Origin of the sequence: Aeromonas sp. R2-2 (assembly GCF_040908355.1) — a bacterium.
Taxonomy (GTDB): domain Bacteria; phylum Pseudomonadota; class Gammaproteobacteria; order Enterobacterales; family Aeromonadaceae; genus Aeromonas; species Aeromonas veronii.
On record NZ_JBFODQ010000103.1, the window covers coordinates 115,583 to 139,888 of the forward strand.

General features: G+C 59.4%; 19 protein-coding genes. 8 read left to right on the plus strand and 11 right to left on the minus strand.

The genetic code is table 11. The annotated features are described in order from the left end of the window. The first annotated feature begins 17 nt into the window (after positions 1-17). Positions 18-698 (plus strand): SDR family oxidoreductase, encoded by a 681-nt coding sequence (locus AB5Z09_RS22320; RefSeq protein WP_042052437.1) that lies wholly within the window; start codon positions 18-20, stop codon positions 696-698. A 90-nt stretch (positions 699-788) separates the two neighbouring features. Here the strand turns inward: AB5Z09_RS22320 and AB5Z09_RS22325 are convergent, their stop codons facing one another. Further along, on the minus strand, positions 789-2,513 hold the full coding sequence (locus tag AB5Z09_RS22325; RefSeq protein ID WP_368196341.1) for a proline--tRNA ligase: 1,725 nt from the start codon (positions 2,511-2,513) through the stop codon (positions 789-791). A gap of 550 nt (positions 2,514-3,063) precedes the next feature. Here AB5Z09_RS22325 and rlmD point away from each other — a divergent pair. After that, positions 3,064-4,416, plus strand: coding sequence for a 23S rRNA (uracil(1939)-C(5))-methyltransferase RlmD (gene rlmD / locus AB5Z09_RS22330; protein WP_368196343.1), 1,353 nt, complete (start codon positions 3,064-3,066; stop codon positions 4,414-4,416). An 80-nt stretch (positions 4,417-4,496) separates the two neighbouring features. On the opposite strand, the gene AB5Z09_RS22335 is transcribed toward rlmD, so the two are convergent. The 3 genes from AB5Z09_RS22335 to AB5Z09_RS22345 are packed head-to-tail and all read right to left on the minus strand — an operon-like array spanning position 4,497 to position 7,973. Continuing rightward, positions 4,497-5,063: a membrane integrity-associated transporter subunit PqiC gene (locus AB5Z09_RS22335; RefSeq protein WP_182932951.1), complete on the minus strand. Its 567-nt coding sequence runs from the start codon at positions 5,061-5,063 to the stop codon at positions 4,497-4,499. Then, positions 5,060-6,709, minus strand: coding sequence for an intermembrane transport protein PqiB (gene pqiB / locus AB5Z09_RS22340; protein WP_005335774.1), 1,650 nt, complete (start codon positions 6,707-6,709; stop codon positions 5,060-5,062). The genes AB5Z09_RS22335 and pqiB overlap by 4 nt, the downstream gene beginning before the upstream one ends. Continuing rightward, the gene (locus tag AB5Z09_RS22345; protein ID WP_368196345.1) at positions 6,702-7,973 is read right to left on the minus strand and encodes a PqiA/YebS family transporter subunit; all 1,272 of its coding nucleotides are present in this window, start codon (positions 7,971-7,973) and stop codon (positions 6,702-6,704) included. Before AB5Z09_RS22345 ends, pqiB begins: the two co-directional genes overlap by 8 nt. A gap of 176 nt (positions 7,974-8,149) precedes the next feature. Between AB5Z09_RS22345 and hfq the strand changes: the two genes are divergently transcribed. Further along, positions 8,150-8,509: an RNA chaperone Hfq gene (hfq, locus tag AB5Z09_RS22350; RefSeq protein WP_005335772.1), complete on the plus strand. Its 360-nt coding sequence runs from the start codon at positions 8,150-8,152 to the stop codon at positions 8,507-8,509. A 132-nt stretch (positions 8,510-8,641) separates the two neighbouring features. Here the strand turns inward: hfq and AB5Z09_RS22355 are convergent, their stop codons facing one another. The 6 genes from AB5Z09_RS22355 to AB5Z09_RS22380 all read right to left on the minus strand — a co-directional run bounded on the left by AB5Z09_RS22355 (position 8,642) and on the right by AB5Z09_RS22380 (position 16,185). Further along, the gene (locus AB5Z09_RS22355; RefSeq protein ID WP_005335771.1) at positions 8,642-9,232 is read right to left on the minus strand and encodes an HAD family phosphatase; all 591 of its coding nucleotides are present in this window, start codon (positions 9,230-9,232) and stop codon (positions 8,642-8,644) included. Positions 9,233-9,298: 66 nt separating this feature from the next. Beyond that, the gene (locus AB5Z09_RS22360) at positions 9,299-10,402 is read right to left on the minus strand and encodes an EAL and HDOD domain-containing protein (RefSeq protein ID WP_368196347.1); all 1,104 of its coding nucleotides are present in this window, start codon (positions 10,400-10,402) and stop codon (positions 9,299-9,301) included. 4 nt (positions 10,403-10,406) lie between these two features. After that, on the minus strand, positions 10,407-12,047 hold the full coding sequence (locus AB5Z09_RS22365; RefSeq protein WP_042081544.1) for a sensor domain-containing diguanylate cyclase: 1,641 nt from the start codon (positions 12,045-12,047) through the stop codon (positions 10,407-10,409). A gap of 254 nt (positions 12,048-12,301) precedes the next feature. Next, entirely contained in the window at positions 12,302-14,338 is a 2,037-nt protein-coding gene (locus AB5Z09_RS22370; protein ID WP_368196350.1) for an exoribonuclease II, read from the minus strand. 99 nt (positions 14,339-14,437) lie between these two features. After that, the gene (locus tag AB5Z09_RS22375; protein WP_201958275.1) at positions 14,438-15,337 is read right to left on the minus strand and encodes a LysR family transcriptional regulator ArgP; all 900 of its coding nucleotides are present in this window, start codon (positions 15,335-15,337) and stop codon (positions 14,438-14,440) included. Between the two features lie 209 nt (positions 15,338-15,546). Beyond that, positions 15,547-16,185 carry an acyl-homoserine-lactone synthase gene (locus tag AB5Z09_RS22380; protein ID WP_368196353.1) on the minus strand — a complete coding sequence of 213 codons (639 nt, stop codon included), beginning with the start codon at positions 16,183-16,185 and terminating at the stop codon, positions 15,547-15,549. Between the two features lie 62 nt (positions 16,186-16,247). Here AB5Z09_RS22380 and AB5Z09_RS22385 point away from each other — a divergent pair, with 62 nt between their 5' ends. Together AB5Z09_RS22385 and lysE are read left to right on the plus strand one after the other, a co-directional pair. Beyond that, positions 16,248-17,024: a LuxR family transcriptional regulator gene (locus AB5Z09_RS22385; protein ID WP_019445709.1), complete on the plus strand. Its 777-nt coding sequence runs from the start codon at positions 16,248-16,250 to the stop codon at positions 17,022-17,024. 196 nt (positions 17,025-17,220) lie between these two features. Next, complete coding sequence (gene lysE, locus AB5Z09_RS22390; protein ID WP_368196364.1) at positions 17,221-17,829, plus strand: L-lysine exporter; 609 nt, start codon at positions 17,221-17,223, stop codon at positions 17,827-17,829. Positions 17,830-17,909: 80 nt separating this feature from the next. Here the strand turns inward: lysE and AB5Z09_RS22395 are convergent, their stop codons facing one another. Then, positions 17,910-19,919 (minus strand): methyl-accepting chemotaxis protein, encoded by a 2,010-nt coding sequence (locus AB5Z09_RS22395; RefSeq protein ID WP_368196355.1) that lies wholly within the window; start codon positions 19,917-19,919, stop codon positions 17,910-17,912. Positions 19,920-20,179: 260 nt separating this feature from the next. Between AB5Z09_RS22395 and ruvA the strand changes: the two genes are divergently transcribed. From ruvA to AB5Z09_RS22410, 3 genes are all read left to right on the plus strand, one after another. Further along, entirely contained in the window at positions 20,180-20,794 is a 615-nt protein-coding gene (ruvA, locus tag AB5Z09_RS22400; protein ID WP_005335746.1) for a Holliday junction branch migration protein RuvA, read from the plus strand. A gap of 8 nt (positions 20,795-20,802) precedes the next feature. Continuing rightward, on the plus strand, positions 20,803-21,813 hold the full coding sequence (gene ruvB, locus AB5Z09_RS22405; protein ID WP_368196357.1) for a Holliday junction branch migration DNA helicase RuvB: 1,011 nt from the start codon (positions 20,803-20,805) through the stop codon (positions 21,811-21,813). A 934-nt stretch (positions 21,814-22,747) separates the two neighbouring features. Beyond that, complete coding sequence (locus AB5Z09_RS22410; protein ID WP_064339410.1) at positions 22,748-24,304, plus strand: cytochrome ubiquinol oxidase subunit I; 1,557 nt, start codon at positions 22,748-22,750, stop codon at positions 24,302-24,304. The last annotated feature ends 2 nt before the right edge of the window (positions 24,305-24,306 follow it).

Consider the following 24,306-nt stretch of genomic DNA (forward strand, 5'->3'; position numbering starts at 1 on the left):
GACGGCGAGGAGCAATCATGGGCCACATCATAGTGACAGGTGCCGGTTCCGGTCTCGGCCGGGCGCTGACCATCGGACTGGTTGAGCGGGGCCATCAGGTCTCCATGATGGGGCGCCGTTATCAGCGACTGCAGGAGCAGGAGCAACTACTCGGCAGCGCGGTGATCGGCATCGCTGCCGATCTGGCGCATCATGAAGAGGTTGATGTCGCCTTCGCCGCTGCGGTGGAGTGGGGCGGGCAGCCCGACATGGTGATCCACTGCGCCGGGGTGGGCGAGTTTGGCCCGGTCGGTGTCTACACCGCCGAGCAGATCCGCCGGGTGGTGGAGAGCAACCTTATCTCCACCATTCTGGTGGCCCAGCAGACGGTGCGGCTTATCGGGGAGAAAGGCGGAGTGCTGGCCAATGTGCTCTCCTCCGCCGCTCAGGTGGGCAAGGCCAACGAGAGCCTCTATTGCGCCTCCAAATGGGGGATGCGCGGCTTTCTCGAATCCTTGCGCGCCGAGCTGAAAGGCTCGCCGCTGCGGCTGGTCAACCTCTACCCGAGCGGGATCCGCAGCGAATTTTGGGACAACTCGGATCACGTGGACCCGAGTGGCTTCATGACTCCGGAAGATGCGGCGGCCTATATGCTCGACGCACTGGAAGCCAGAAGCAGCTGCCACGTGACCGACCTCTTTATCGGTCGCAATCCCTGAGGCAACCCTTCATCCGGTTGCCGTCGTCAGTACACAGAAACAAAAAGCGCGCCAAATGGCGCGCTTTTTTATATCGGGAAGAGGGCGGAATTAACGGCCCAGCTTGGCCTTGAGCATGGCGATGATGTCGCTGATGGCCACTTCCTGCTTCTCGCCGGTGCGGCGGCACTTGTACTCCACCACGCCGTTGTCCAGACCGCGATCGCCGATGACGATAGCGTGCGGGATGCCCAGCAGCTCCATGTCGGCGAACATCACGCCCGGGCGCTCTTTACGGTCGTCGAACAGCACGTCCACACCAGCGGCTTTCAGCTCGGCGTAGAACTGCTGTGCCTGCTCGGCCACGCGCTCTGACTTGTGCATGTTCATCGGCACGATGGCCACTTCGAACGGGGCGATGGCGTCCGGCCAGATGATGCCGTACTGGTCGTTGTTCTGCTCGATGGCAGCGGCCACCAGACGGGAAACCCCGATACCGTAGCAACCCATCTCCATGGTGACGGATTTGCCAGCTTCGTTCAGCACGCTCGCCTTCATCGCTTCGGAGTACTTGGTACCCAGCTGGAAGATGTGGCCCACTTCGATACCGCGCTTGAGCAGCAGCTTGCCCTGGCCGCACGGGCTCGGGTCGCCTTCCACCACGTTGCGCAGGTCGGCAACTTCGTAGGTAGCGATGTCGCGATCCCAGTTGGCACCGGTCAGGTGGAAGCCGGTTTCGTTGGCGCCGCAGACGAAGTCCGCCAGATGGGCGGCGCTGCGATCGACGATGATGCGACCGGCAAAGCCGACCGGGCCGATGGAGCCTGCGTCGCAACCGGCGGCAGCTTTAATCTGCTCGTCGTTGGCGAAGGTCAGCGGGTTGGCCACGCCAGCCAGTTTCTCTGCCTTGATTTCGTTCAGTTCGTGGTCGCCACGCAGTACCAGCGCGATGACGGCCTGCTTGCCGTGCTCATCTTCCTCTGCCAGTACCAGCAGGGTCTTGGCGATGGCGGTCGGTGCCACGTTCAGGAAAGCGGCCACTTCGTCGATGGTGTGGACGTTCGGGGTGGCAACCTTGGTCAGGGCTGCGGTGGCGGCAGCGGGCTCACCAGCCGGCGCCAGCGCTTCGGCCATCTCGATGTTGGCGGCGTAATCGGAGCTGTCGGAGAAGGCGATCAAGTCTTCACCGCTCTCGGCCAGCACCTGGAATTCGTGGGAACCGGTACCACCGATGGAGCCGGTATCGGCCTGCACCGGACGGAAGTTCAGGCCCATGCGGGTGAACGCCTTGCAGTAGGCTGCGTGCATCTTCTCGTAGGTATCGACCAGAGACTCTTTGTCGATGTGGAAGGAGTAGGCATCCTTCATCAGGAATTCGCGGCCACGCATCACACCGAAGCGGGGGCGCACTTCGTCGCGGAACTTGGTCTGGATCTGGTAGAGGTTGAGCGGCAGCTGCTTGTAGCTGTTCACTTCGTAACGCACCAGCGCAGTGATCACCTCTTCGTGGGTCGGGCCCAGCACGAAGGGACGGTTGTGACGGTCGGTCAGACGGCACAGCTCGGGACCGTAGTCATCCCAGCGGCCGGACTCCTGCCACAGCTCGGCGGGTTGAACCACCGGCATAGAGACTTCGACGGCACCAGCATTGTTCATCTCTTCGCGAACAATGTTCTCGATTTTCTTCAGTACCCGCAGACCGGTTGGCAACCAGGCATACATGCCGGAGGCCAGTTTACGGATCATCCCGGCGCGCAGCATCAGCTGGTGGCTGACAACTTCAGCGTCGGAGGGGGTTTCCTTGAGAGTGGAAAGCAGATATTGGCTGGTACGCATCGCGGTAGACCTTAGCTAGAACGGGCGCGGGGCCCAGGATAATTTCAAGGGCGGAATTTTAACAGGCTGGGCGTTGCGGCCCAAGGGCTAAATTTGCCGCAGCCGCGAAAGGGCGGCGCGGGCTGGCCATCTTGTCCGGATCGGAGGGGATGCCCGGCTGGCCATCACCGGTTTGCCGGAGGCGCATGTGACCGCAATTGGCTTGGTATAAGTAAAAGTTTGGCCATTTTGGCAAAACCCATAAATTTGATTTATACCGCGCGGTTTGTCCCTGTAACGGGCCGCAGCTTGCCAGTGAGGGCTCGCTAAGGGGATTGGCCGATCCTGACGATGCTGATCTTGCCGCAACCCGCGGGAACGGGGGGCTGGCGGGGCCTTGCCCACGGGTCATTTGGCCGAGCTGCAAAAGCGGGGCGGGTAGTACCACAACCATTGGGCTTTTAATGCCTGCAATTTGGCCGGATCTCCGCTAAACTCTGCCACCTTTTCGTGACGGGTCGGCCAAACCGGCCCCGTCGCCCCCTCTTTATTTGCACTTTTGGAGCCGCTCATGCCGCTAGTGGGACATCAACACCAGATCGAGATCCTGGAACTGACCGACAAAGGAGATGGCAAAGGACGCCTGTTCGACCGCCCCCTGTTTGTCGAAGGTCTGCTGCCGGGTGAGCAGGCGTTGGTCGAACTGACCGAGGTGAAGCCCAACTACCTGCACGGCAAGGTCGCCGAGCTGCTCCAGCCCTCCGCCGACCGGGTAGCCGACTTCTGCCCCAACACCGAGTGCGGTGGCTGTCAGGTGCGCCCGCTGGCCTATCCGGCCCAGCTCAAGCTCAAGCAGGCACTGGTGCAGAGCGCACTGGAGCAGGTCGGGCTGGGTGACACTCCGGTCAAGGATATCCTTGGCATGGAGAGCCCGTTCGCCTATCGCAACAAGGCGCAATATGCGGTGCGTGGCTGTGACGCCGGTGCCGAGATCGGTTTTTATCGCAAGCACTCCCACGATCTCATCCCCGCCGATGACTGTGCGGTGCAGGATCCGCTGCACGTGGAGCTCAACGCCCGGGTACGCAACTGGATGCGCGAGCACAACATTGCGGCCTATGACGAAGTAAACCACAGCGGCTGCGTGCGCAACCTGATGACCCGCAAGGGCTTCAAGAGCGGTGAGCTGATGGTGGTGCTGGTCACTTTGGGCGAGGAGTTACCGTTCGAAGCCGAGCTGCTTGCAGCCCTGAGCGATCTGCCGGTCACTACCCTGGTGCAGAACATCAACAACGAGCGCACCAACCGCATTCTGGGCGCGACCAACCGGGTGCTGCTCGGCGAAGGGGTGATCCGCGACAAGATCCACGAACTCGAGTTCGAGATCTCGCCGCTTTCCTTTTTCCAGAACAACCCGACCCAGACCGATGTGCTCTACTCCAGTGCCCTCGAGTATGCCGAGCTGACCGGCAACGAGACGGTGTTCGACATCTATTGCGGTATCGGTACCATCTCCCTGTTCCTGGCTGGCAAGGCCGCCAAGGTCGTCGGGATCGAGTCGGTGGAGAGCGCCATCAGCGATGCCCGCCGCAACGCCGCCCTCAACGGCATCGAGCAGACCGAGTTTCACGTCGGCAAGGCGGAGCAGCTGATGCCAGCCCTGCACGCCGAAGGGGTGAGCGCTGATGTGGTGGTGATGGATCCGCCGCGCAAAGGCTGTGACAAGGCCGTATTGCAGACGCTGGTGGCCATGGCGCCGCGCCGTCTGGTCTATGTCTCCTGCAACCCGCTGACCCTGGCCCGCGATCTCGCCTGGCTGGTCAAGCAGGGCTTCGTGCTGGACGAGGTGCAGCCGGTCGATATGTTCCCGCACTCCATGCACGTCGAAGCTGTCGCTCGCCTGAGCCTGCCCGCCAAGGCATAAGTCGCCTCTGACTTGCGCCCATAAAAAACGACGCCAATTGGCGTCGTTTTTTTCTATCTGATGCTCGCAGCTTGCGGTGCTCAGCCCTGCTTGCGTACCTCGTCGGCAATCTGGTCGAGCAGCTGTTGCCAGCCCTGACCCAGTTCGTTCACCAGTGCGTTGTAGCCATCGGCCGGCAGTACTCGCTCCTGACGGAAGGGGGCATCGCGCAGCACGGTGCCATCTTCCGCCAGCAGGCGCCAGCGACCGCTCAGCACGGCGCTGCCGTCATGACGGCCCTGAAAGCGCTCCACCAGAATGGTCAGCACCGGCCCCTTGCGGGCGCCATCCTGCCGTACCACCCAGCCCGGCAGGCGGGTGGAGAGGCCATTGAGGGTGAGTTGGTTGAGCTGATCGTCCAGCGCACCGGCCCAGCGATGGTACTCGGTGAAGTGCAGCTCTTGCCCTTCCAGCTGATAGACCAGGCTGATCCGGTCGAGCTGGCTGGCCAGCGCCACCGGGCGCAGCACCAGCTGGTGCTGCGGTTGGGCCGGGGCCGTTACGGGTTGCTGGCTGTCGGCATCGAGCGAGTAGTAGTGCAGGCTTGGCTGGCTGCTGCAACCCGCCAGCAGCCCCAGCAGGGCCAGCGTCAGGATCTCTTTTTTCATTGTTTGCCTCGCTTGGGCTCAGGGTCCGATGGATGCGCGCGATCGAAGATCAGCGAGCTGGGCTGCTCGTTGAGGGAGTGCACCAGCGGCTGCAGTTCGCGCATCAACTGATTGAGGGTCTGCACCGACTGACGCAGATCCTGATTGGTCTGCGATTGGGCATCATAGGCCTGCAAGGTCTCCTGCAACTGCTTGAGGCTCTCGTTGAGCGAGGCGGGCAACTGCTGGGTGGAATCCTTGGCAGTGAGCTTGTTCAGGTTGGCGCTGACAGCACTGATGTTCTTCAGCGTGCCATCCAGGGTGGTGAGTGACCCGTTGACCTTGGTCAGGGTGGTCGCCATGTCCATGTCGACAAACTTGTCGAGGATGAGGTTCACCTTGCGCTCGATCTGATCCAGCCCGCCCTGCACGGTGGGGAAGACCTGATAACCGGCCAGCTTGGCCTGCTCGAAGCGCGGCGCGTCCGGATAAAAGTTGAGGTCGATGATCTTGCCGCCGGTCAGCAGGCTCGAGGTCTTGAGGCTGGCACGCAACCCTTCCTTGAACTGCTTGCCGAACAGGGCGCGCCACTGATCCTTCTCCGCCTTGGCATAGCGGTGGGAGAGGCGCTGCACCTCGATGCGGGCCAGCACCGGGATCTGGCGGCTCTTGAAGATCTGCACGCCCTTGTCCTCGATGAGGTAGGGGGCGGAGATTACGGTACCGACCCGAATGCCGCGATATTGCACCGCAGCGCCCGGGTGCAGGCCACCCACGTTGTCATCGAACAGGAAGACGTAGTCGATGAACTGATCCAGACTACCGGCCAGCACGCTCGCCTCATCCTGGAACAGGGTGAACCCTTCCATCTGTTTGACCGGCTCGCCAGGCGCCCAGCCGGGTGGCAGACCCATGGTGATGCCGCCATCGATCAGGCTCTCCAGCGAATCCATCTTCACCTTCATCCCCTCGCTGCTCATGGAGACCTCGAAGCCCGGGGTCATCCAGAAGCGGGAGTTGCTGCTCACCAGAATGTCATAGGGGGCGTGGATGAAGATTTGATACTGCATCTCGCTCTTTTCCGGCAGGAACTTCGCCTCTTCCACCTGACCTATGGTGAAGCCCTGATAGTTGATGGGGGAGCCTTCTCCCAGCGCGCGGGTGTCGCGACTGCTGAGGGTGAGACGCAGCCCCTTGGCATCGAGGGAGGCGAGCGGCGGTTTGTCGAGCATGGCGTATTCGTCCCGCGCCCGACCTTTCTTGCCGGGGGCGAGTTCGATATAGGCGCCGGAGAGCAGAGTGCTCAGACCCGATACCCCTTCACGGCCCACTCTGGGCTTGACCACCCAGAACTGGCTGTCACCGCGCAGCATGCCGGAGGCGGCATTGGTCAGCCGTCCTTTCAGCACGGCATGGCTGTAGTCATCACTCAGCTCGACGGCTTCGATACGGCCGACGTCCACTTCGCGGGAGCGGATCACCGTCTTGCCGGCGACTATGCCCTCGGCAGTGGCGACTGTCAGGGTGAAACTGGGGCCCTGGGAGTACCAGTGCTGGAACAGCATCCAGAGACCGATGAACAGCGCCAGCAGGGGCACCATCCAGATTGCGGCGGCAGAGCTCAGAAAGTCAGAGCCCGGTTTCCACCTTTTTTTACGCTCACTCACGTTCGCGTTCTCCTTGTTGTAAATCCCAGATCAGGCGGGAGTCGAAACTCATGGCGGCGACCATGGTGATCAGCACCACACCAGCAAATGCGACGGCCGCAGGGCCGGGGTAGATGGTCATCAGATTGTCGAGCCGGATCAGGCCCGCCAGAATGGCCACCACGAAGACGTCGATCATCGACCAGCGTCCGACAAATTCGGTCATGCGATAGAGTTTGAGCTTGCCGAGGGGGGAGGTGACATTGCCGCGCTGCACCATATAGCAAAGCCAGAATAGCGCCAGTATTTTCACCAGTGGCACCACCACGCTGGCGAAAAAGATCACCGCCGCTATGGGGTAGGAGCCCATGGCCCAGAGCAGCACCACACCGCCGAGAATGGTGGAGGGGCTGTCATCACCGAGAAACACTGTATCCATGATGGGATAGACGTTGGCCGGAATGTAGAGAATGGCGGAGGTAAACAGCAGCGCCCAGGTACGGTTGAGGCCGCCCGGCTTGCGCGCATGCAGCTTGCCGCCGCAGCGGGAGCAGCTGTGGCTGCCCACCTCGCTCAGAGCGCCACAGATATGGCAGCCCACCAGGCCGAACTCCAGCGCGCCCGCTTCCGGGTCGATATCCCGCGCCTCGGTCGGGCCGAACAGCCGCTGCCACAGCCACATTTGATCCAGCGAGGAGATCATCTTGATGAGCAGCACGGTGTAGCCGACGAAAGCCCAGAATGACAGCCCCATCTTGATGTCGGCCATCCCCATCAGCTTGACCAGCGAGATGAGCACCCCCACCAGAAAGACATCCACCATCAGCCAGGGTTTGATCCGGCAGAGCAGACGGCCGAGGGAGCGCAGGGCATTGCTGTGCAGATCTTTATCGACCCGCCACAGCACCAGCATGATGGAGCCCATATAAACCAGCGGTAGGCCGATCAGGGTCAGGCTTAGTACCGCGCCGAGAAACAGATAGCCCTCATCCACCAGGGTGGTGATGCTCTGCAAAAAGGTCATCTCCTGGCCCACCCCTTTGGCCGAGAAGGACATAAAGGTAAAGGCATTGGCGAGCACGAACATGATAAGTGCCGCGAACCCGTAGGAGATCGGCCGCAACTCCTGCTGTGGCAGGTGGCGACTCAGGGTGTGTCCGCAACGGGGGCAGCAGCTGGCCTGTCCCACCTCGAGCGGTGTGGCCGGTATCAGCAGGTCACACTCTTCGCAGGCAGTGGCATCATGGACATAGGTGGTGTGGTGTTGGTGTGAAACCGGATGCAAGATAAAACCCCAGATAAGGCCCGTGGTAGAGCCAGAGCTGGCGATTATCGCAGTTGTACCGGTCAGCGACCAGCCCCCGAAGGCCGCTATTGCTGGCGGGAGTGAGAATGACTTTGACAAGCCAGTGCCCATTTAGCACAATCAAACGCCACTTTTTTTCCGCGGGACAATAATTTATGACAACTGAATCCCCCAGCTACTCCACGATTGAGCAAGCCTTCTCCCTCGGGAACGGGCAAGATTCTGCCCTCAACTGGTTGCGCAAGAACCGCAGTCAGGTCGCTATTTTTCTGGTGAGCGGCATCAAGCTGGAAGGCACCATCAGCGGGTTCGACCAGTACAGCGTGCTGCTGACCGATGCTCATGGTAACCAGCAGCTGGTCTACAAGGCCAAGATCTCCACCATCGCCATGCACACCGGCCGTCCGCAGGTGAATATCCAGCGTGCTCGCAAGCCGCGTGTCTCCATGGCGCCGCGCCCCCACGGTGCGCCGGGTCGTTATGACGACAATCAGGGCGGCGGCAACAACGAGTAATCGTCTGCCCCGCACGCCCCGTTGACGCGCCCTGCGTCAGCGGCTGACGGAACCCGCTCTCATTTTCATTCATGTCCCGTATGAGAGCCGGTTCCGGTTATCGCCCCTTGCAGGGCGATATTTTTTTCCGCACTACGCCGTTATGCCGACTGGTTGACCCTCTTTGACCATGCAGGTCTGCATACCCGCTGCTTCTCCGGCCTGTACCCCGATACCGGTATCTTCAAACACCAGACAGCCTGATGGCTCGACCCCCAGCTTGCTGGCGACCAGCAGGAAGGTGTCCGGATTGGGTTTGTGCAGCTCCACATCGTCTGCGGTGACCACCACAGAGAAGTAGCGATCCAGCCCGGTGTTGCGCAGCACCGCTTCGGCGTTGACGCGGGGCGAGCCGGTGCCGATCCCCATCGGGATGACGCCATGATAGCGCTCGACCAGCGCCTGCATGGCCGGAAAGACGGTCGCCTTGTGCAGGTTGGCCACATAGTGGGCGGTCTTGCAGCGGGTGACTTCGAGCGGATCGAGGGGGATCTGCTGCTCCTGTGCGACCAGCAGGGCTATCTTGCGGCTCGGCATGCCACCCAGCTCATAGAACCAGTCGGCGTCGAAGTGAAAGCCAAACTCGCGGGCGGTGTGTTCCCAGGCGGCGAGGTGCAGCGGCATGGAGTCGACCAGGGTGCCATCAAGGTCAAAGACCAGGCCTTGGAATCCGGAAAGCGTCATGGTGCGGGGTCTGTCTCTGAAAAAAGGGAGCCCATTCTAGCCAGTGGCTCCCCGCCTCGCCATCACCTAGCTGGTGAGAAACGCTTGCCCCCACATTTGTGACTGAAAATAGACGGGGGGGAGCTGGGCCGGATCGAGTTGATATTTGGGGGCAAGCTGTTCCAGCAGGGCCCAGTTGCCCTGTTCATAGGTGCTGACCAGCTGAAACAGATGAAAGAGTGGCCCTTCATGCAGTTCGATGGCGCGCTGCACGCTCTTGGGCAGGTGGGCCATCAGCGGTTCCGATAGCAGGGAGCCATCGAGCACCAGTCCCACCAGAAAGGCCCAGCTTGCCTCCGCTTTACCGAGGGCGGTGAGGGCAATCAACTCGCAGAAGCGGCCGCGGGCGATGGCCATGCGGGTGCAGGCCTCCGGCATGTGCTGGCTTACCCGAGCCAGACCGTTGATCAACACGAACTTGCGGATCTCCTGCTCCCCCAGATAGGAGAGGGCGCGGGGTACCGAGGTGATGGGGGCGGCATGATCGAAGCCGGGGGCGTTGACGTAGGTGAGCAGCAGGCCGGGCAGCCAGGCATCCTGCTCCAGCAGGCGTGCTACCTGGGCGAAGGAGAACTCCTCGTGGCAGATGAGCTGGAGGATCTGCTGTACCAGCGCCATATCGGGCTGGTTCGCCCGCTGATTGACCAGCTCCGGACGGGCGAGAAAGCCGCCGGCAAAGAAGTCGACCCCCGCCTCTCGCAGCGGGAGAAAATCCGCCCAGGTTTCGATGTTCAGCGCCATCCGCTTGTGTTCGGTGGGCTGGCAGATCCCCTCTTCCCCCATCCAGTACACCAGCAGGCGGCTGGCGCCGAGCCAGCGTGGATCCCGGTTGGCGCCATGTACCGCCAGTCTGCGCCGGCTGTCGCGCCACTGCTCCAGCACCGGGAACGAGTTGGGCTGGCGTTCACTGGAGGCTTCAACCAGCGGGATCGCGTCCTGATCCAGCAGCAGGGGACGCTGTTCATCGAGCTGTTCGTGGGTGAAGGGCACCAGATATTGGCGCCCCTGCGCCAGCAGGCGGCAATGTTGCGCCAGTGAAGGCCATTCGGCCGGTGAGCTGAGCTGATAGTCGATGCCGTAGGCCACCAGAGCCAGGCGACGATTGAAGATGGGGTAGCGACGCAACAGCATGGGATCACCGATAGGCCAGAGTGCGTGCCCTCCCTTGTGACTTGGCGTGGTAGAGCGCCTGGTCAGCCTGTTCAGTCAGGGTCTGCCATGCTCCGTCCTGGGAGGGAACCAGATAGCTAAAGCCTATGCTAACCGTAATGAAATCAGCAACCCGCGAGGCGGGATGGGGCATTTTCAAGCGGGCAAGACCATCGTGGATCCGTCCGGCCAGCTGTTCGGCCTCACCGGGTTGGGGGGCGCAGAGCAGAATGACGAACTCTTCCCCGCCGTAACGGGCGACCAGATTGGTGCAGCGCCGCTCTGCATCCCGCAGCACATGGGCCACCTGTTGCAGGCAGAGATCCCCCTTGGCATGGCCGAAGTGGTCGTTGTAGGCCTTGAACTCGTCGACGTCGATCATCAATACCGCCAGCAGGTTCTGGGTGCGCCGTGCCCACTCCCACTCCCGCTGCATGGTGATGTCCCACTGGCGCCGGTTGGCGATGCCGGTGAGGGGATCTTCCAGCGACAGCAGGGAGAGGCGGTGATTGGCCTCCTCCAGCGCACGGTTGGTCTCGGCCAGCTGCATGGTGCGTTCGGCGACCCGGGCCTCCAGCTGGCGGTTGAGGGTTTCCAACTGCTCCTGAGTACGCTGGCGGATCAGCAGTTGTGACAGAATGGCGGCGTACTGTTTGAAGATCTCGCTCTGATAGGCCTTGAGCGGACGGTGCCAGAGCAGGTTGTCGGCGGCGATCCAGCCGATGGGGGTGGTGCCATCCCACAGCGATATCATGGCGTTCCAGCCACGGCCCACCTGCTGCTTCTCGTAGTAGAGGGGGGTATCTTCCATCACTAGAACGTAATCCTTGCGCCTGAGCGCCTCTTGCACCGTGGGGTGATCCGGAATGGGGCTGATGAAGTTGTGTTCATCCATCAGCTCACCGTCCTCGCTGGTGCCCCAGGTGCCGCGCATGGTTTTGCCATCGGGTTCGATCAGGAAGATGGCGACCCGATCGAATTGCAGCTCCTTGCGGGCCAGCAGCACGGCATCCCGCAGCAGATCGTTCTCGCTGCGACTGCGGGAGAGGGTGACGCTGACCATGTGCAGCGCCTGCAACATTGTGAGGAAGGAGCCTTGCAGTGCCTGACTCTGTACCAGATCGGTCTGGGTATGGAGCCGCTGGTCCCGCTCCTGATTGACCTGGCTGGAGAGCAGGTGATTGCTGAGCTCGGCTGTCAGATAGTGGATAAGGAGCTGGATGCCCTGACGCTGGTGGGAGGAGAGGCGGTCGATGCGGCGGCGGGTCTCCAGATAGATGACCCCTTCCAGTTTCATGTGACGCTTGAGAGGGAAACAGGCGCGTAACTGCGGCTGGGCGGGCTCCACATTTTCGCCGGGATCCGGCGGTGCTTGGAGCTGCTCGATCACCAGTTGTCCCTTCTCCATCGCCTTGTCGATCAGGTGGTGGGGCAGGGTCAGTTGACCGAGATGGGCGAGATCAAGCGTGGTCAGCCCGTGATCGAGCTGAAAACTGTAGAGCTGCGGTTCGGGGGCTTTCAGCCAGAGGTAGAGGCGTTCGGCATCGGTCTTTTCACGGATGGTGGCGAGGCTCACTTCGCATAACTGAGCGAAGTTGGTGAAGTGTTCCGGGTCCCATTCCTGCATACCAATATCCCTTGGATTGTACCCAAGCGAGTATAGACATATTTCTCCTTGATTAATATGTCAGAAAGGAGAGGCAGCGCACATAACGGTTGCTTTCAGCCCTGCTGGTGGAGACATTCACTGTGTTCTCTGCCAATCGTGGCTAGAACTGTGTGCCATAACGGTATATATGGCAGCTTGTATGGTGGGGTGTTGGGCAAAAAAGAGCCCGCACGATGGCGGGCTCTCGGGCAGATCAGATGATTCTGCGCGGCTTATTCTGCCTTGGGGGCAGCCTCAGCGGGCGTTTCACTGCTATCGGCTGGCGCACTCTCGGTCGCCGGGGCTTCCGGTGCCGGACCCGGCACCAACTCCACCGCCGGCTTGGCGATAAGGGAACGGGTCTCTTCCACCGCTTCGGTCAGCTTCACCTCGATGATCTGGCCGAGCTCGTAGACCACTTCGGTCTTGTCCAGATAGACGCGGCCGTTGTCCCAGTTGCACTCCAGTCGATCCTTGTTGTCGAGAATATGGCGGGCAGGCAGGAAGACCACGGCGCCGTTCTCCTGCAGACGCAGCTTGAGACCGGCACGCATCACATCGATGATCTCGGCGTTGAATACCTGATCGGTGCCAGCCGCGGCTTTCAGGTAGCGAACATAGAGCCAGTCGCCGATGTCACGCTCCACCATGCGGTGCAGGCGGCGGCAGGCGGTCAGGTGCTCGGTGAGCTCGGTGCTCGGGCGCTCACCCGGGGTCTTGCCGGCGATGACCGCTTTGAGCAGACGATGGTTGACCATATCGCCGTACTTGCGAATAGGTGACGTCCAGGTGGCGTAAGCATCCAGACCCAGACCGTAATGGGCGCCCGGTTCGGAGGACATCAGCGCATAGCTCTGGAAGCGGCGGATCTTGCCATCCAGCCAGCGGGTGTCGAGGTTGTCGATCCAGCGGCGCAGGGCGCAGAAGCCTGAGAGGCTGGCGATCTCGTCGCGCTCGAACGGGGCTTCGGCACTCTTCAGCAGGTCGATGGCGCCGTCGAGGGACTCTTCGTCAAAGCCGGTGTGAACGTTGAAGATGCCGTAACCTACGCTCTTACCCAGCACGCGACCGGCGCAAATGTTGGCGGCGATCATCGACTCTTCCACCATGCGGTTGGCGATGCGGCGCGGCTCGACGTGGATGGCCAGCACTTCGCCATTTTCGCCCAGCTCGAAGTCGTAGTCGGGACGATCCGGGAATACCAGCGCATGCTCGGTTCGCCACGCAATGCGTGCCTCGGTCATTGCCTTCATCAGCGGCAGCTGGGCCAGTACGCCTGCGTCGATGGACAGCTCTTTGCCATGCTCGGCCCAGTCGGAGACGTCGTCATAGTTGAGGCGGGCGTGGGAGCAGATGCGGGCGGCGAAGAACTCGGTCTCCTCCAGCAGCAGACCATCTTCGGCGATCAACAGACGGGCGCACAGGGTGTTGCGCTCCTCGCCCTCTTTCAGGGAGCAAAGCTCGTCGGAGAGGGTGCGCGGGATCATCGGCACGTTGCGGCCCGGCATGTAGACGGTAAAGGCGCGCTGGGCGGCTTCCTTGTCCAGCTCGCTCCCTTCGGCCACATAGGCGGTCGGGTCGGCGATGGCGACCAGCAGCTCCCAGCCGTTATCCAGCTTGGTGATGGCCAGCGCATCGTCCATGTCCTTGGTCTTGGCACCGTCGATGGTGAAGAAAGGCACCTTGGTCAGGTCACGACGGGGCAGCTCCTCCTCTTCGATCACCTTCCACTCCGGCAAATCAGCCGGTTCGACCTGGGCCAGGTTGTGGCGGGCCAGCACCACCCACCAGGGCACGTTGTGATCTTCCTGGGCGGCGATTTTCTGGGTGATCTCGGCAGAGAAGTTGCCGTCGACCAGCGCGTGGCGCTTGAGGGTAGCCACCACCCAGTCACCTTCCTTGAACTCTTTCTCATCCAGACCCTTCTTGACGCGGGCCTTGATGGCATCCTTGATCAGCGGATGGTCGGCCACCACGTTGAGGCGGTCGCGGAACATCTTGACCCGGGCCACGAAGCGGGTGACGGACTGCTCCAGCAGGGTATCCGGCTCGGCCACTTCCTTCTCTTTTTCGGTGCGGATCAGGGCGGTCACCCGGTCACCGTGCATCACCTTCTTCATGTAGGGAGGCGGCACGAAATAGCTGGTCTTCTCATCGACTTCCAGAAAGCCGAAGCCCCGGTCCGAGGCGCGGATCACACCCTCTTTCTTCGGGATGTTTTCGCGGATTTGTTGCTTGAGCTGGGCCAGCAGCGGATTGTCTTGGAACATAAGTGAGGAACCTGAAGTGAAAACCTGGGTGGAGACCTGATGAAGGATCGCCCAGCACTATACGTTTTTAGCCCTGCAAAGCCAAGGTGAATGGCCTGCTCAGCGTGGTTTCAACTGCGATCTGGCATGGTCGATAAGGCGTTGGGATAGCTGCTTGTGAACCCCTTTTTCCAGTACCCAGCGGTGCCAGTAGAGGCATTCCGTCAGGACGTGGTCGGGACTGAGGTTGAGTAGTGACCCGCCTGCGAGCTGGCCTCTTATCTGCAATTCGGGAATGAGGCAGTAGGCCAACCCCTGTTCGGCCATGGCGACGAAGGCCTCTGACGAGTGGACCGTATGGCAGGGATAACCGCCAGGCTCCAGCCCGAAGTGTTCTCTCATAAAGCTCACATGCATGTCATCACGCTGATCGAACGCTACCGCAGGTGCCTTGGCCAGCGCCTCACGGGTCAGGCCATGAGGGAAGTGGCAGGCTACGAAGGCGGGGCTGGAGGTAAGCAGATAGTTCATCTCACCGAGCTCGTCGACGCAGCAACCCGCCAGCGGTTGGGGATACAGGCTGACCGCACCAAAGGCCTGACCCTCGCGGACCTTGTCGAGGGTACGGCTCTCGTCATCGACCAGCAGGTTGAGTTCGATGGGGTGCTGTTTCAACAAGGGGGCAATGGCGGGCAAAAACCAGGTGGCCAGGCTGTCGGCGTTGACGGCGATGCTGATCCGGATTGGCCCTTGCGGCTCATCGGAAGCCAGCTCCCCCGCCAGTTCGAGCTCGAGCTGGTGTACCTGCCGATAGTGGGCCAGCAGTTTTTGGCCGAGTGGCGTGGCCTGCAGCGGTTGGCTGCGAATGAGTAGCGGCTCGGCAAACTGCTGCTCCAGCTGCTTGATCCGCTGGGAGATGGCCGACTGGGTGATATGGAGCGACTTGGCCGCCCGATCGAAGTTCTGTTCCTGCAGTACCGCATCCAGCGCCCGCAGCAGTTTGTAGTCCAGCTCTTTCATCTTCTCCCCCTTCCGTTGCCCAAGGGCTGACTCTACGTCACTCGGCAGGGGACAACAATGGGCGGCGGAAGGGGCGTTGCGCTGTGATATCTGACAGTGGTGGTCTGTCTTGTTAGGAAGGCATACTGCTAGAGACCGCAGGGGGCAGCCCTGCGGGGTCATAGCGATACAGCGATACGTTTATCCCGGGCCTGTTTTCCCGGGATTTTTTATATCTGGGCCGCTAACTCATGCGAGCGATAAGTGGTAGTTTGATAGTGTCCGATAAGCGGCTGCGAGACCGCCAGGGCAAATCGCTCATCCAGATAAAAGCGCAGGCCGACACCTTTAACTGCACCGAGATCTACCGCTTGGCGGTGGCCCAGACGAGCCATAGGGATTCCGAGACGGCGGAAAATGCGTTCTGCGGGCAGGCTGGCTACACCAACAAACTCTTTGATGCCGTTGGCTGTAGCAAACGCATAGGCCTCCCGAAGGAGTACGCAGGTCAGCTCGCTGACACCATTGGTCATGCACGGAGCGCGGGTCGCATCGATAGCCAGACGGGTGAGTTCCCAGATCTCGGGAGTGCGGGGCGCGTTTTCACCGGCAAGGGCGGTGGGAAAAATGCTGGGCAACATATAGGCGCTGGCGCAACTGAGCAGACGGATACAGGCGCAGACTCCTTGTTCATCTTCGACCAGTACCCAATGGGTGTCTGGCGTGTCAAAGCGGTCGCGTTCCAAACCGTGGTAAGACTCGACGTCCCAGCCTAGCCGGTCGGAAAAGACGCGATTTCGAAATTGATAGAGTTCGTTCTCTACGGCGTTTCGTGGGTGATCTCTCAATTTTCCTTTGAAAACCAACATTATGAACTCTCTCTCTGCCTGTTCGCCGTTATAATCAGAAGCTTGGCCAGGGGGGCTAGCATATGAAACAAGAGCAACTGTTTGAGTATCTGGAACATTTCACTTCGGTGACGGATGGTGACCGTCTTGCCGGATTGATCGGTCGCTTTACGGTCGATATGGGTTATGACTATTACGGCTTTACCCTGATCATTCCGATGTCGATGCAAAGACCCAAAGTGGTACTGTTTAATCAGTGCCCTATCTCCTGGGTACAGACCTATACCGATAACAACATGCTGGCGTGTGACCCTGTGATTCAGTTGGCACGCAAGCAGACGCTGCCCATTTACTGGAACCGCCTCGATGAGCGGGCTCGCTTTCTGCAAGAGGGAAGCATGGACGTGATGGGACTGGCCGCCGAGTTCGGATTGCGCAATGGCATCTCCTTCCCTCTGCACGGCGCAGCCGGGGAGAACGGAATCCTCTCCTTTATCACGTCCGAGCGGGCTTCTAGCGATCTGTTGCTGGAGTCCTCGCCAATCCTCTCCTGGATGGCCAATTACATCTTCGAGGCTGCGATCAGGGTTGTGCGCCTGAGGGATTCGGATCAACAAGCCGCCCTGACGGATCGTGAGACCGAATGCCTGTTCTGGGCCAGTGAGGGGAAAACATCGGGGGAGATCGCCTGCATTTTGGGGATCACCGAGCGTACGGTGAATTACCACCTCAATCAGGTCACTCGCAAAACTGGCTCCATGAATCGTTATCAGGCCATAGCCAAGGGGATTAGCAGTGGCATTTTGCTGCCGAATCTTGAGCATGTAGTTGTCACCAACTTCCCCAAGCTGATGCAATAGAACCTGTTGATTCTCGGGGCTGAGCGGCGGACTCTCAATTGTCAGATCCTGCTATTGACTATTGGTTTCGGATGGGGCTTTTGGTGACTCCAGCTGATTAGCAAAATGAATCAATCAGTAAATCAATGAATTTCTAAGAAGGAACCGCCATCGCTATAGTGCCGCTCATTCATCATTTCGAACGGTACTCTCCATGATGCTCGCAACGACACTGCAAGGCTTCACCATCGGTCTGGCCATGATTATCCCTATCGGCGCCCAGAATGCTTTTGTGCTGAGCCGGGGCATCCATCGCAATCACCATTTGCTGACTGCCACGCTCTGCAGCCTCTGCGATCTCACCCTGATTGCTATCGGCGTATTTGGCGGAGCCAATGTGCTGGCCGCTAGCCCCCTCGGCATGGCGCTGCTCACCTGGGGAGGCGTGCTGTTTCTCGGCTGGTTTGGTGGCCGTTCCCTGCTCAGTGCCTGGCGCGGTAAAGGGGAGGGAGTTGCCGATTCTACTCAGCAGATGGGGGCCAAAAGCGTGCTGGCGATGACGCTGGGAGTTACGCTGCTCAATCCTCACGTCTATCTCGATACATTGATGCTGCTCGGCTCCCTTGGCAGTCAGGTGAGCGAGTCCCTGCGTCCGGCCTTTGCTGCGGGGGCCATGCTGGCCTCGCTGGTGTGGTTCTACTCGCTGGCGCTGGGTGCTGCGGCACTGGCGCCCTGGTTGGCTCGCAGCCAGGTACAGCGGGGGATCGACCTGCTGGTCGGCATCATCATGCTGAGCCTGGCTGTTCAACTGGCCATAGGACGTTGAGGAAGTTAAGGCGGCAGGAATGAGCGACCGGTAACAAAAAGATGCCACTCACATGAGTGGCATCTTTGCTATTGAAGGGGTCAGACCCTGAACTGGGAGAGCAGGCGCTGTTGCAGCAGGCTGGCCTGATGGAGCGAGGAGGCGAGTTGCAGACACTCCTGCGCCTCCTGTTCGCCGGTTCTGGCTTGCAGACTGATGCCGGAGACCTTGTCAGAGGAGTGGCTCAGGGTGTGTGACAGTTGCCCTGTGGCTACGGCCACCTGCTGCACCATGTCGGCCAGCTGGTCGATGGCGCCTTCCACCTTGAACAGGATCTGCTTGGTGTTCTCGGAGTCCTGCATGCCGGACTCCACCGTCTTGAGGTTGCGTTGCATCATCAGATAGGCGGTTTCGGTCTGCTGCTGGATGTTGCTGATCACCTGGCTGATTTCGGCGCTTGATGTCGCGGTGCGATTGGCCAGGGTGCGCACCTCGTCCGCGACCACCGCAAAGCCACGCCCCATCTCTCCTGCGCGAGCCGCTTCGATGGCCGCATTGAGGGCCAGCAGGTTGGTCTGCTCCGAGATACCGCTGATGGTGGAGATGATCTGGCCAATCTGACCCGCCTGCTCCTTGAGGGAGTTGATGGCGATGGCACACTCGCTCACCTCCTGTACCACCCGCTGCATGCCCGCGCTGGCGGAGGCGACATACTGGCTGCTCTCGGTGGTCAGCTGGCGCACCTCGTTGGCATTGTGGGCCGCCATGCTGCAGTTGTCCGAGATACCTGTGGCGACTTGCACCATCTGTTCACTGTCGTGGTGCAGGGCCAGCGCATGTTCGGCGGTCTGGCGGCTGCTCTGGCTGATTGCCTCCACCCGGTTGACCGAGGTGTGAACGTGTTCGCTGATGTGCTGGTTGTTGTCCATGGTGGAGCTGATCATCTTCTGCAATTTCTCGATGAAACGATCCACGCTGTTGGCCAGCGAGCCTATCTCATCATCCCGTTGCAGGTTGATGCGGGCGTTGAGGTCCCCCTCGCCGGCGGCGATATCCTGCATTCGTTTGTCCACTTGCAGCAGCGGGGTTACCAGTTTGCGGGTCAGCCAGAAGCCGCAGAGGGTGACCATGATCAGGCTCAGCAACAGGCCACCCAGCAGCAGGGTTCGGATCTGGCTGATGATGCCGTTGAGCTGGGCCACCTGATCCTCGACGGTGGCATCGCCGCTCTCCTCGATGGCAACCAGCTGTTGTCGCAGCTCATCGGCACTGACCTCATAGGCGGACTGCTGGGCCTGATAGCTGCCGAGCGCATCGACCCACTGTCCCATCAGTTGCTGATGCCGGGCCAACAGAGCGCGATACTCTGCCGACAGTGTCTTGCCGGCAAATTCGCCGGTTCCCTCGATATCGAACAGCCCGGTGCCGAGCATGCTGTCGACCGCTTCGTGGTAGAAATCGGTCGCCTCTTTTAACTCGGCTTGGATCGCCTCTGTGACTCCTTGTCTGCGCATCTTCTCCAGCGCATAGAGTTGGCGCAAAAAGCCTATGTTGGACTCCATCCCCCCGTCGGCCGCTTCCCAGCGAGTGGAGAGGCCGCTGTTCCAGCTGATGGTCTGGTCGGGGGATTGGGTCAGCGCCTCGACTGCCCCATCGCCGATCACCTCCAGCTGGGTCGAGAGGCGGGCCATCAGATCGGCGTTGTGATGCAGTGCCTGATCCACCTCGGTATAGGCGTGATAGAGCGCCAGCAGCTTCTCTTGTTGCTGTTGATAGTCCTGCTTGTGCTGTTCCATGGTGGCAAGGGCTGCACCATCAATGAGCTGCCCCTGGCTGACCCGGGCCAGCGCGTCATCGGTCGCCGCCTTGGCTGCATCGAGTTCGGCGCGATTGAGCGGGGTTCCGTTTTGCATCTTCTGAATCTGTAGCTGTTGATTGCCCAGCTCTATAGAGCCCTCCATGGCACCGTCGGCGGTCTGCCAGGCGGCGCCCAGTACGTAGGAGAGCAGATTGGCTAGCCGCTGGCTGCCATACCAGCCAACGACCCCCATGCCCAGCGTACAGCCGAGCAATATGGCAAGACCCAGATTGGAGGTGGTAACAATTTTCATGTGATGGCCTTCCTTGGTATCGACATTGGCACCAGTTTCGGTTCCGAACGGGTTTAGTGTAGTGGTTTATCCCCCGCTCGGGGGCCGGTGCGGCGCTGAAACATCCCGTGCACTGGCTGCACCCGATCAAGCATGGTGGAAAATGGGATAAAAAGCCTCTCTGACCACAAGGGTGTTGCTGCCCTATGCTGGATACTTATCCAGTTATTCTTTATGCTATGAGCCAATTTACGAATAGTTGTATTGGTGAGGAGAGAGCCGTGATTGGTCGCTTGAGAGGCATTGTCATTGAAAAGCAGCCCCCCGAGGTCCTGCTGGAAGTGGGCGGGGTTGGCTATGAGGTGCAGATGCCGATGAGCTGCTTCTATGATTTGCCGGAGATCGGCAAGGAAGCGACCATCCATACTCACTTCGTGGTGCGGGAAGATGCCCAGCTGCTCTATGGTTTCAACCACAAACAGGAGCGGGCGCTGTTCCGCGAGCTGATCAAGACCAACGGAGTCGGCCCCAAGCTGGCGCTGGCTATTCTCTCCGGCATGACAGCTACCCAGTTTGTGCTGAGTGTCGAACGTGAAGAGATAAGCTCTTTGGTCAAACTGCCGGGAGTCGGCAAGAAGACCGCCGAGCGGCTGGTGGTGGAGATGAAGGATCGCCTCAAGGGGTGGGTCAGTCACGACCTCTTCTCCCCAGCCATGGTCACCCTGCCAGCCAGTGAGCCCGAATTGCGGGCACCGGATGTGACCGAGGAGGCGGCCAGTGCGCTGGTGGCCCTAGGTTACAAGCCGCAGCAGGCGAGTCAGATTGTCAGCAAGATCGCCAAAGAGGGGATGTCGGTGGAAGATATCATCCGTGAATCCCTGCGTAGCCTGGTATGAGGTAGTTGATGATTGAAGCAGACCGCCTCATCTCGGCCAGTGCCGCCCGTGAGGATGACATTATTGACCGGGCTATCCGCCCCAAGAAGCTGGCTGATTACACCGGTCAGGATACCGTCTGCGAGCAGATGGAGATCTTTATCGAAGCGGCCCGTCGGCGGGGTGAAGCGCTCGATCACCTGCTGATCTTCGGCCCGCCGGGTCTGGGCAAGACTACCCTCGCCAACATCGTCGCCAACGAGATGGGGGTCAATATCAAGACCACCTCCGGCCCGGTACTGGAGAAAGCAGGGGATCTGGCCGCGCTGCTCACCAACCTCGAACCGAACGATGTGCTGTTCATCGACGAGATCCACCGTCTCAGCCCGGTGGTGGAAGAGGTGCTCTATCCGGCGATGGAGGATTATCAGCTTGACATCATGATCGGGGAGGGACCAGCGGCTCGCTCCATCAAGCTGGATCTGCCTCCCTTTACCCTGATTGGCGCCACCACCCGGGCAGGTTCACTCACCAGCCCGCTGCGGGATCGCTTCGGTATCGTCCAGCGGCTGGAGTTCTACAACGTCAAGGACCTGACCGATATCGTCTCCCGCAGCGCCCGTTGTCTGGGGCTCGACATGACGGAAGATGGTGCCATTGAGGTCGCCCGTCGCTCTCGCGGCACGCCGCGGATTGCTAACCGTTTGTTAAGGCGGGTGCGCGACTTTGCCCAGGTGAAATCCGATGGCCGGATCGACGGCCCCATTGCTGCTCGCGCCATGGACATGCTGGATGTCGATAATGAAGGCTTCGACTTCATGGACCGCAAGTTATTGTTGGCTGTGATAGACAAGTTTATGGGGGGCCCGGTGGGTCTCGATAATCTGGCCGCCGCGATCGGGGAAGAGAAAGATACTATCGAAGATGTGTTGGAGCCTTATCTGATCCAGCAAGGGTATCTGCAACGTACACCCAGAGGACGGATTGCGACCACACGAGCCTATGCTCATTTCGGTCTTCAGCGACCAGATGAGAAGTAAAAACAGTCGTTTGAACATGAAACCGCCGTCAAAGGCGGTTTTTTATTATCCGGGCAAAAAAAAGCCCACGGCGGATGCGGTGGGCAAAGACAATTCAGGATGGATGTTCACAGACAGTGAGTGCGTCTGGACACAGACCGGAAAATAAACAGGTGAGCCGTCGCGAGCTCTCAGAGTCGGTTCAGTTGATAGAGCTGAACAAAGGAAAGCTTGTAGTAACGGATGGTTTTAGCAACAAACTTTTTCATCTTCGATTCCAATAGACAGGTTCAAATTGATCGTCGAATACGTACCGTGAACCCGGATTAACCGGCCTGTATCCAAGGGTATGCCCTCACTGCGAGGCGCATTGTAGGAGTTCGAATCGACCCCGGCAAACAAGAAAAATTGCACTCTTCAAATTAGTTTATCTAATGTCTTTATTGATGAAATTGGTTCGCATGAGTATGCATTCTTTGCAATTTTAAATTGAGTTTTCGAATCAGATTGCCTGACTCGGATAACATGGAAAAAGGCGCGTCATTCACGCTTTTCAAATTAAACCGAGTGGCGGGATGTTAAATTCTTAAATTGATTTAAATCAATGTTTTACGCTTTATCGTGTTTTGTGATCTGGCTCGCGTCAATAATCGTGAAATAGATTAAAAATGCCTTTCAAAGCCATGTATGGCGGGTCCTTTTACATTGATTTCAATCAAATAAAGGTGATATAAAAACCCGGTCATCATGGGCGAGAATAAATTTAGGCTGATTGTTTTGGAATTGTTAAACATTAGCTTTATTTGTGTTCTCGTATTGCCTTGTTGTTAATGCCAGTGGTTACTGAACGCGTTTTGTTGTGACACGTCCCAATAAGGCTCATTCGCTAACCTCCAACGGAAGCTTTGTGCTTAAAACTTAAAATAGCCGTGCCAATAATCGGTGAGGAAACATCATGATTGCTGAGCATGTGGTAGACCTATCGCGGTTCCAGTTCGCTGCGACGGCCCTTTATCACTTTTTGTTTGTACCCCTGACGCTGGGAATGGCCTTTCTCCTGGCGATCATGGAATCCGTCTATGTGATGACCAACAACACCATCTACCGGGACATGACCAAATTCTGGGGTAAGTTGTTTGGTATCAACTTTGCCTTGGGGGTCACCACAGGTCTGGCCATGGAGTTCCAGTTCGGGACGAACTGGGCTTACTACTCCCATTATGTCGGCGATATCTTCGGGGCCCCGCTGGCTATCGAAGGGCTGATGGCCTTCTTCCTGGAGTCCACCTTCGTCGGTATGTTCTTCTTTGGTTGGGATCGTCTGAGCAAGCATCAGCATCTGGCTGCCACCTGGTTGATGGCGCTGGGTACCAACCTCTCAGCCCTCTGGATCCTGGTCGCCAACGGCTGGATGCAGAACCCGGTCGGTGCCGAGTTCAACTTCGAATCCATGCGGATGGAGATGATGAGCTTCGCTGACGTGGTGCTCAACCCGGTTGCTCAGGTCAAGTTCGTCCACACTGTGGCGGCTGGTTATACCTGTGGCGCCATGTTTGTGCTGGGTATCTCCTCCTACTACCTGCTGAAGAATCGTGATGTGGCGTTTGCCCGTCGCTCCTTCGCCATTGCCGCTGCGTTCGGTATGGCTTCCATCGTGTCCGTGCTGATCCTCGGTGACGAATCCGGTTACGAGACCGGTGAAGTGCAGAAGGTGAAACTGGCCGCTATCGAAGCTGAGTGGGAAACTGAGCCTGCTCCGGCCGCCTTTACCCTGTTCGGTATTCCGAATCAGGAAGAGATGCGCACCGACTACGCCATCAAGATCCCCTATGCGCTGGGCATTATCGCGACCCGTTCTCTGGACGGTCAGGTCACCGGTCTGAAGGATCTGAAGAGCGAGCACGAACTGCGCGTTCGTAACGGTATGACCGCTTACGACTTGCTGACCAAGCTGCAATCCGGTGACAAGTCTGACGAGACCCGCGCTCGCTTCGACGAAGTGAAGCAGGATCTGGGCTACGGTCTGCTGCTCAAGCGCTACACCAGCAACGTGACCGATGCTACCGACGAGCAGATCAAGGCCGCCGTGGATGACTCCATCCCGCAGGTTCTGCCGCTGTTCTTCGCCTTCCGCATCATGGTTGCCGTCGGCATGCTGATGCTGGTGCTGATTGGTATGGCCTTCTATGACAGTGCCCGTCACCAGATCGGCAAGCGCAAGTGGCTGCTCAAGGGTCTGCTGTGGGGTATCCCGCTGCCGTGGATCGCTATCGAAGCTGGCTGGTTTGTTGCTGAGTATGGTCGCCAACCGTGGACCATTGCAGAGGTGTTGCCGACTTCCCTCTCTGCATCCAACCTGCCTGCAGCCGAGATCTGGTTCTCTCTGATCGGTATCTGCCTGTTCTATACCGTACTTCTGGTTATCGAGATGTACCTGATGTTCAAGTATGCCCGTCTTGGCCCCAGCAGCCTGAAGACTGGCAAGTATCACTTTGAACAGCTCAAGGCATAAGG

Excerpts from the sequence above, each read along its gene's own strand:
- AB5Z09_RS22320 (WP_042052437.1), top strand. The coding sequence starts at position 18 with ATGGGCCACATCATAGTGACAGGTGCCGGTTCCGGTCTCGGCCGGGCG.
- AB5Z09_RS22360 (WP_368196347.1), bottom strand. The coding sequence starts at position 10,402 with ATGCTGTTGCGTCGCTACCCCATCTTCAATCGTCGCCTGGCTCTGGTG.
- AB5Z09_RS22410 (WP_064339410.1), top strand. The coding sequence starts at position 22,748 with ATGATTGCTGAGCATGTGGTAGACCTATCGCGGTTCCAGTTCGCTGCG.
- AB5Z09_RS22355 (WP_005335771.1), bottom strand. The coding sequence starts at position 9,232 with ATGACGCTTTCCGGATTCCAAGGCCTGGTCTTTGACCTTGATGGCACC.
- AB5Z09_RS22385 (WP_019445709.1), top strand. The coding sequence starts at position 16,248 with ATGAAACAAGAGCAACTGTTTGAGTATCTGGAACATTTCACTTCGGTG.
- ruvB (WP_368196357.1), top strand. The coding sequence starts at position 20,803 with ATGATTGAAGCAGACCGCCTCATCTCGGCCAGTGCCGCCCGTGAGGAT.
- AB5Z09_RS22335 (WP_182932951.1), bottom strand. The coding sequence starts at position 5,063 with ATGAAAAAAGAGATCCTGACGCTGGCCCTGCTGGGGCTGCTGGCGGGT.
- AB5Z09_RS22370 (WP_368196350.1), bottom strand. The coding sequence starts at position 14,338 with ATGTTCCAAGACAATCCGCTGCTGGCCCAGCTCAAGCAACAAATCCGC.
- lysE (WP_368196364.1), top strand. The coding sequence starts at position 17,221 with ATGCTCGCAACGACACTGCAAGGCTTCACCATCGGTCTGGCCATGATT.
- AB5Z09_RS22365 (WP_042081544.1), bottom strand. The coding sequence starts at position 12,047 with ATGCAGGAATGGGACCCGGAACACTTCACCAACTTCGCTCAGTTATGC.
- rlmD (WP_368196343.1), top strand. The coding sequence starts at position 3,064 with ATGCCGCTAGTGGGACATCAACACCAGATCGAGATCCTGGAACTGACC.
- hfq (WP_005335772.1), top strand. The coding sequence starts at position 8,150 with ATGACAACTGAATCCCCCAGCTACTCCACGATTGAGCAAGCCTTCTCC.
- AB5Z09_RS22380 (WP_368196353.1), bottom strand. The coding sequence starts at position 16,185 with ATGTTGGTTTTCAAAGGAAAATTGAGAGATCACCCACGAAACGCCGTA.
- AB5Z09_RS22395 (WP_368196355.1), bottom strand. The coding sequence starts at position 19,919 with ATGAAAATTGTTACCACCTCCAATCTGGGTCTTGCCATATTGCTCGGC.
- AB5Z09_RS22375 (WP_201958275.1), bottom strand. The coding sequence starts at position 15,337 with ATGAAAGAGCTGGACTACAAACTGCTGCGGGCGCTGGATGCGGTACTG.
- AB5Z09_RS22325 (WP_368196341.1), bottom strand. The coding sequence starts at position 2,513 with ATGCGTACCAGCCAATATCTGCTTTCCACTCTCAAGGAAACCCCCTCC.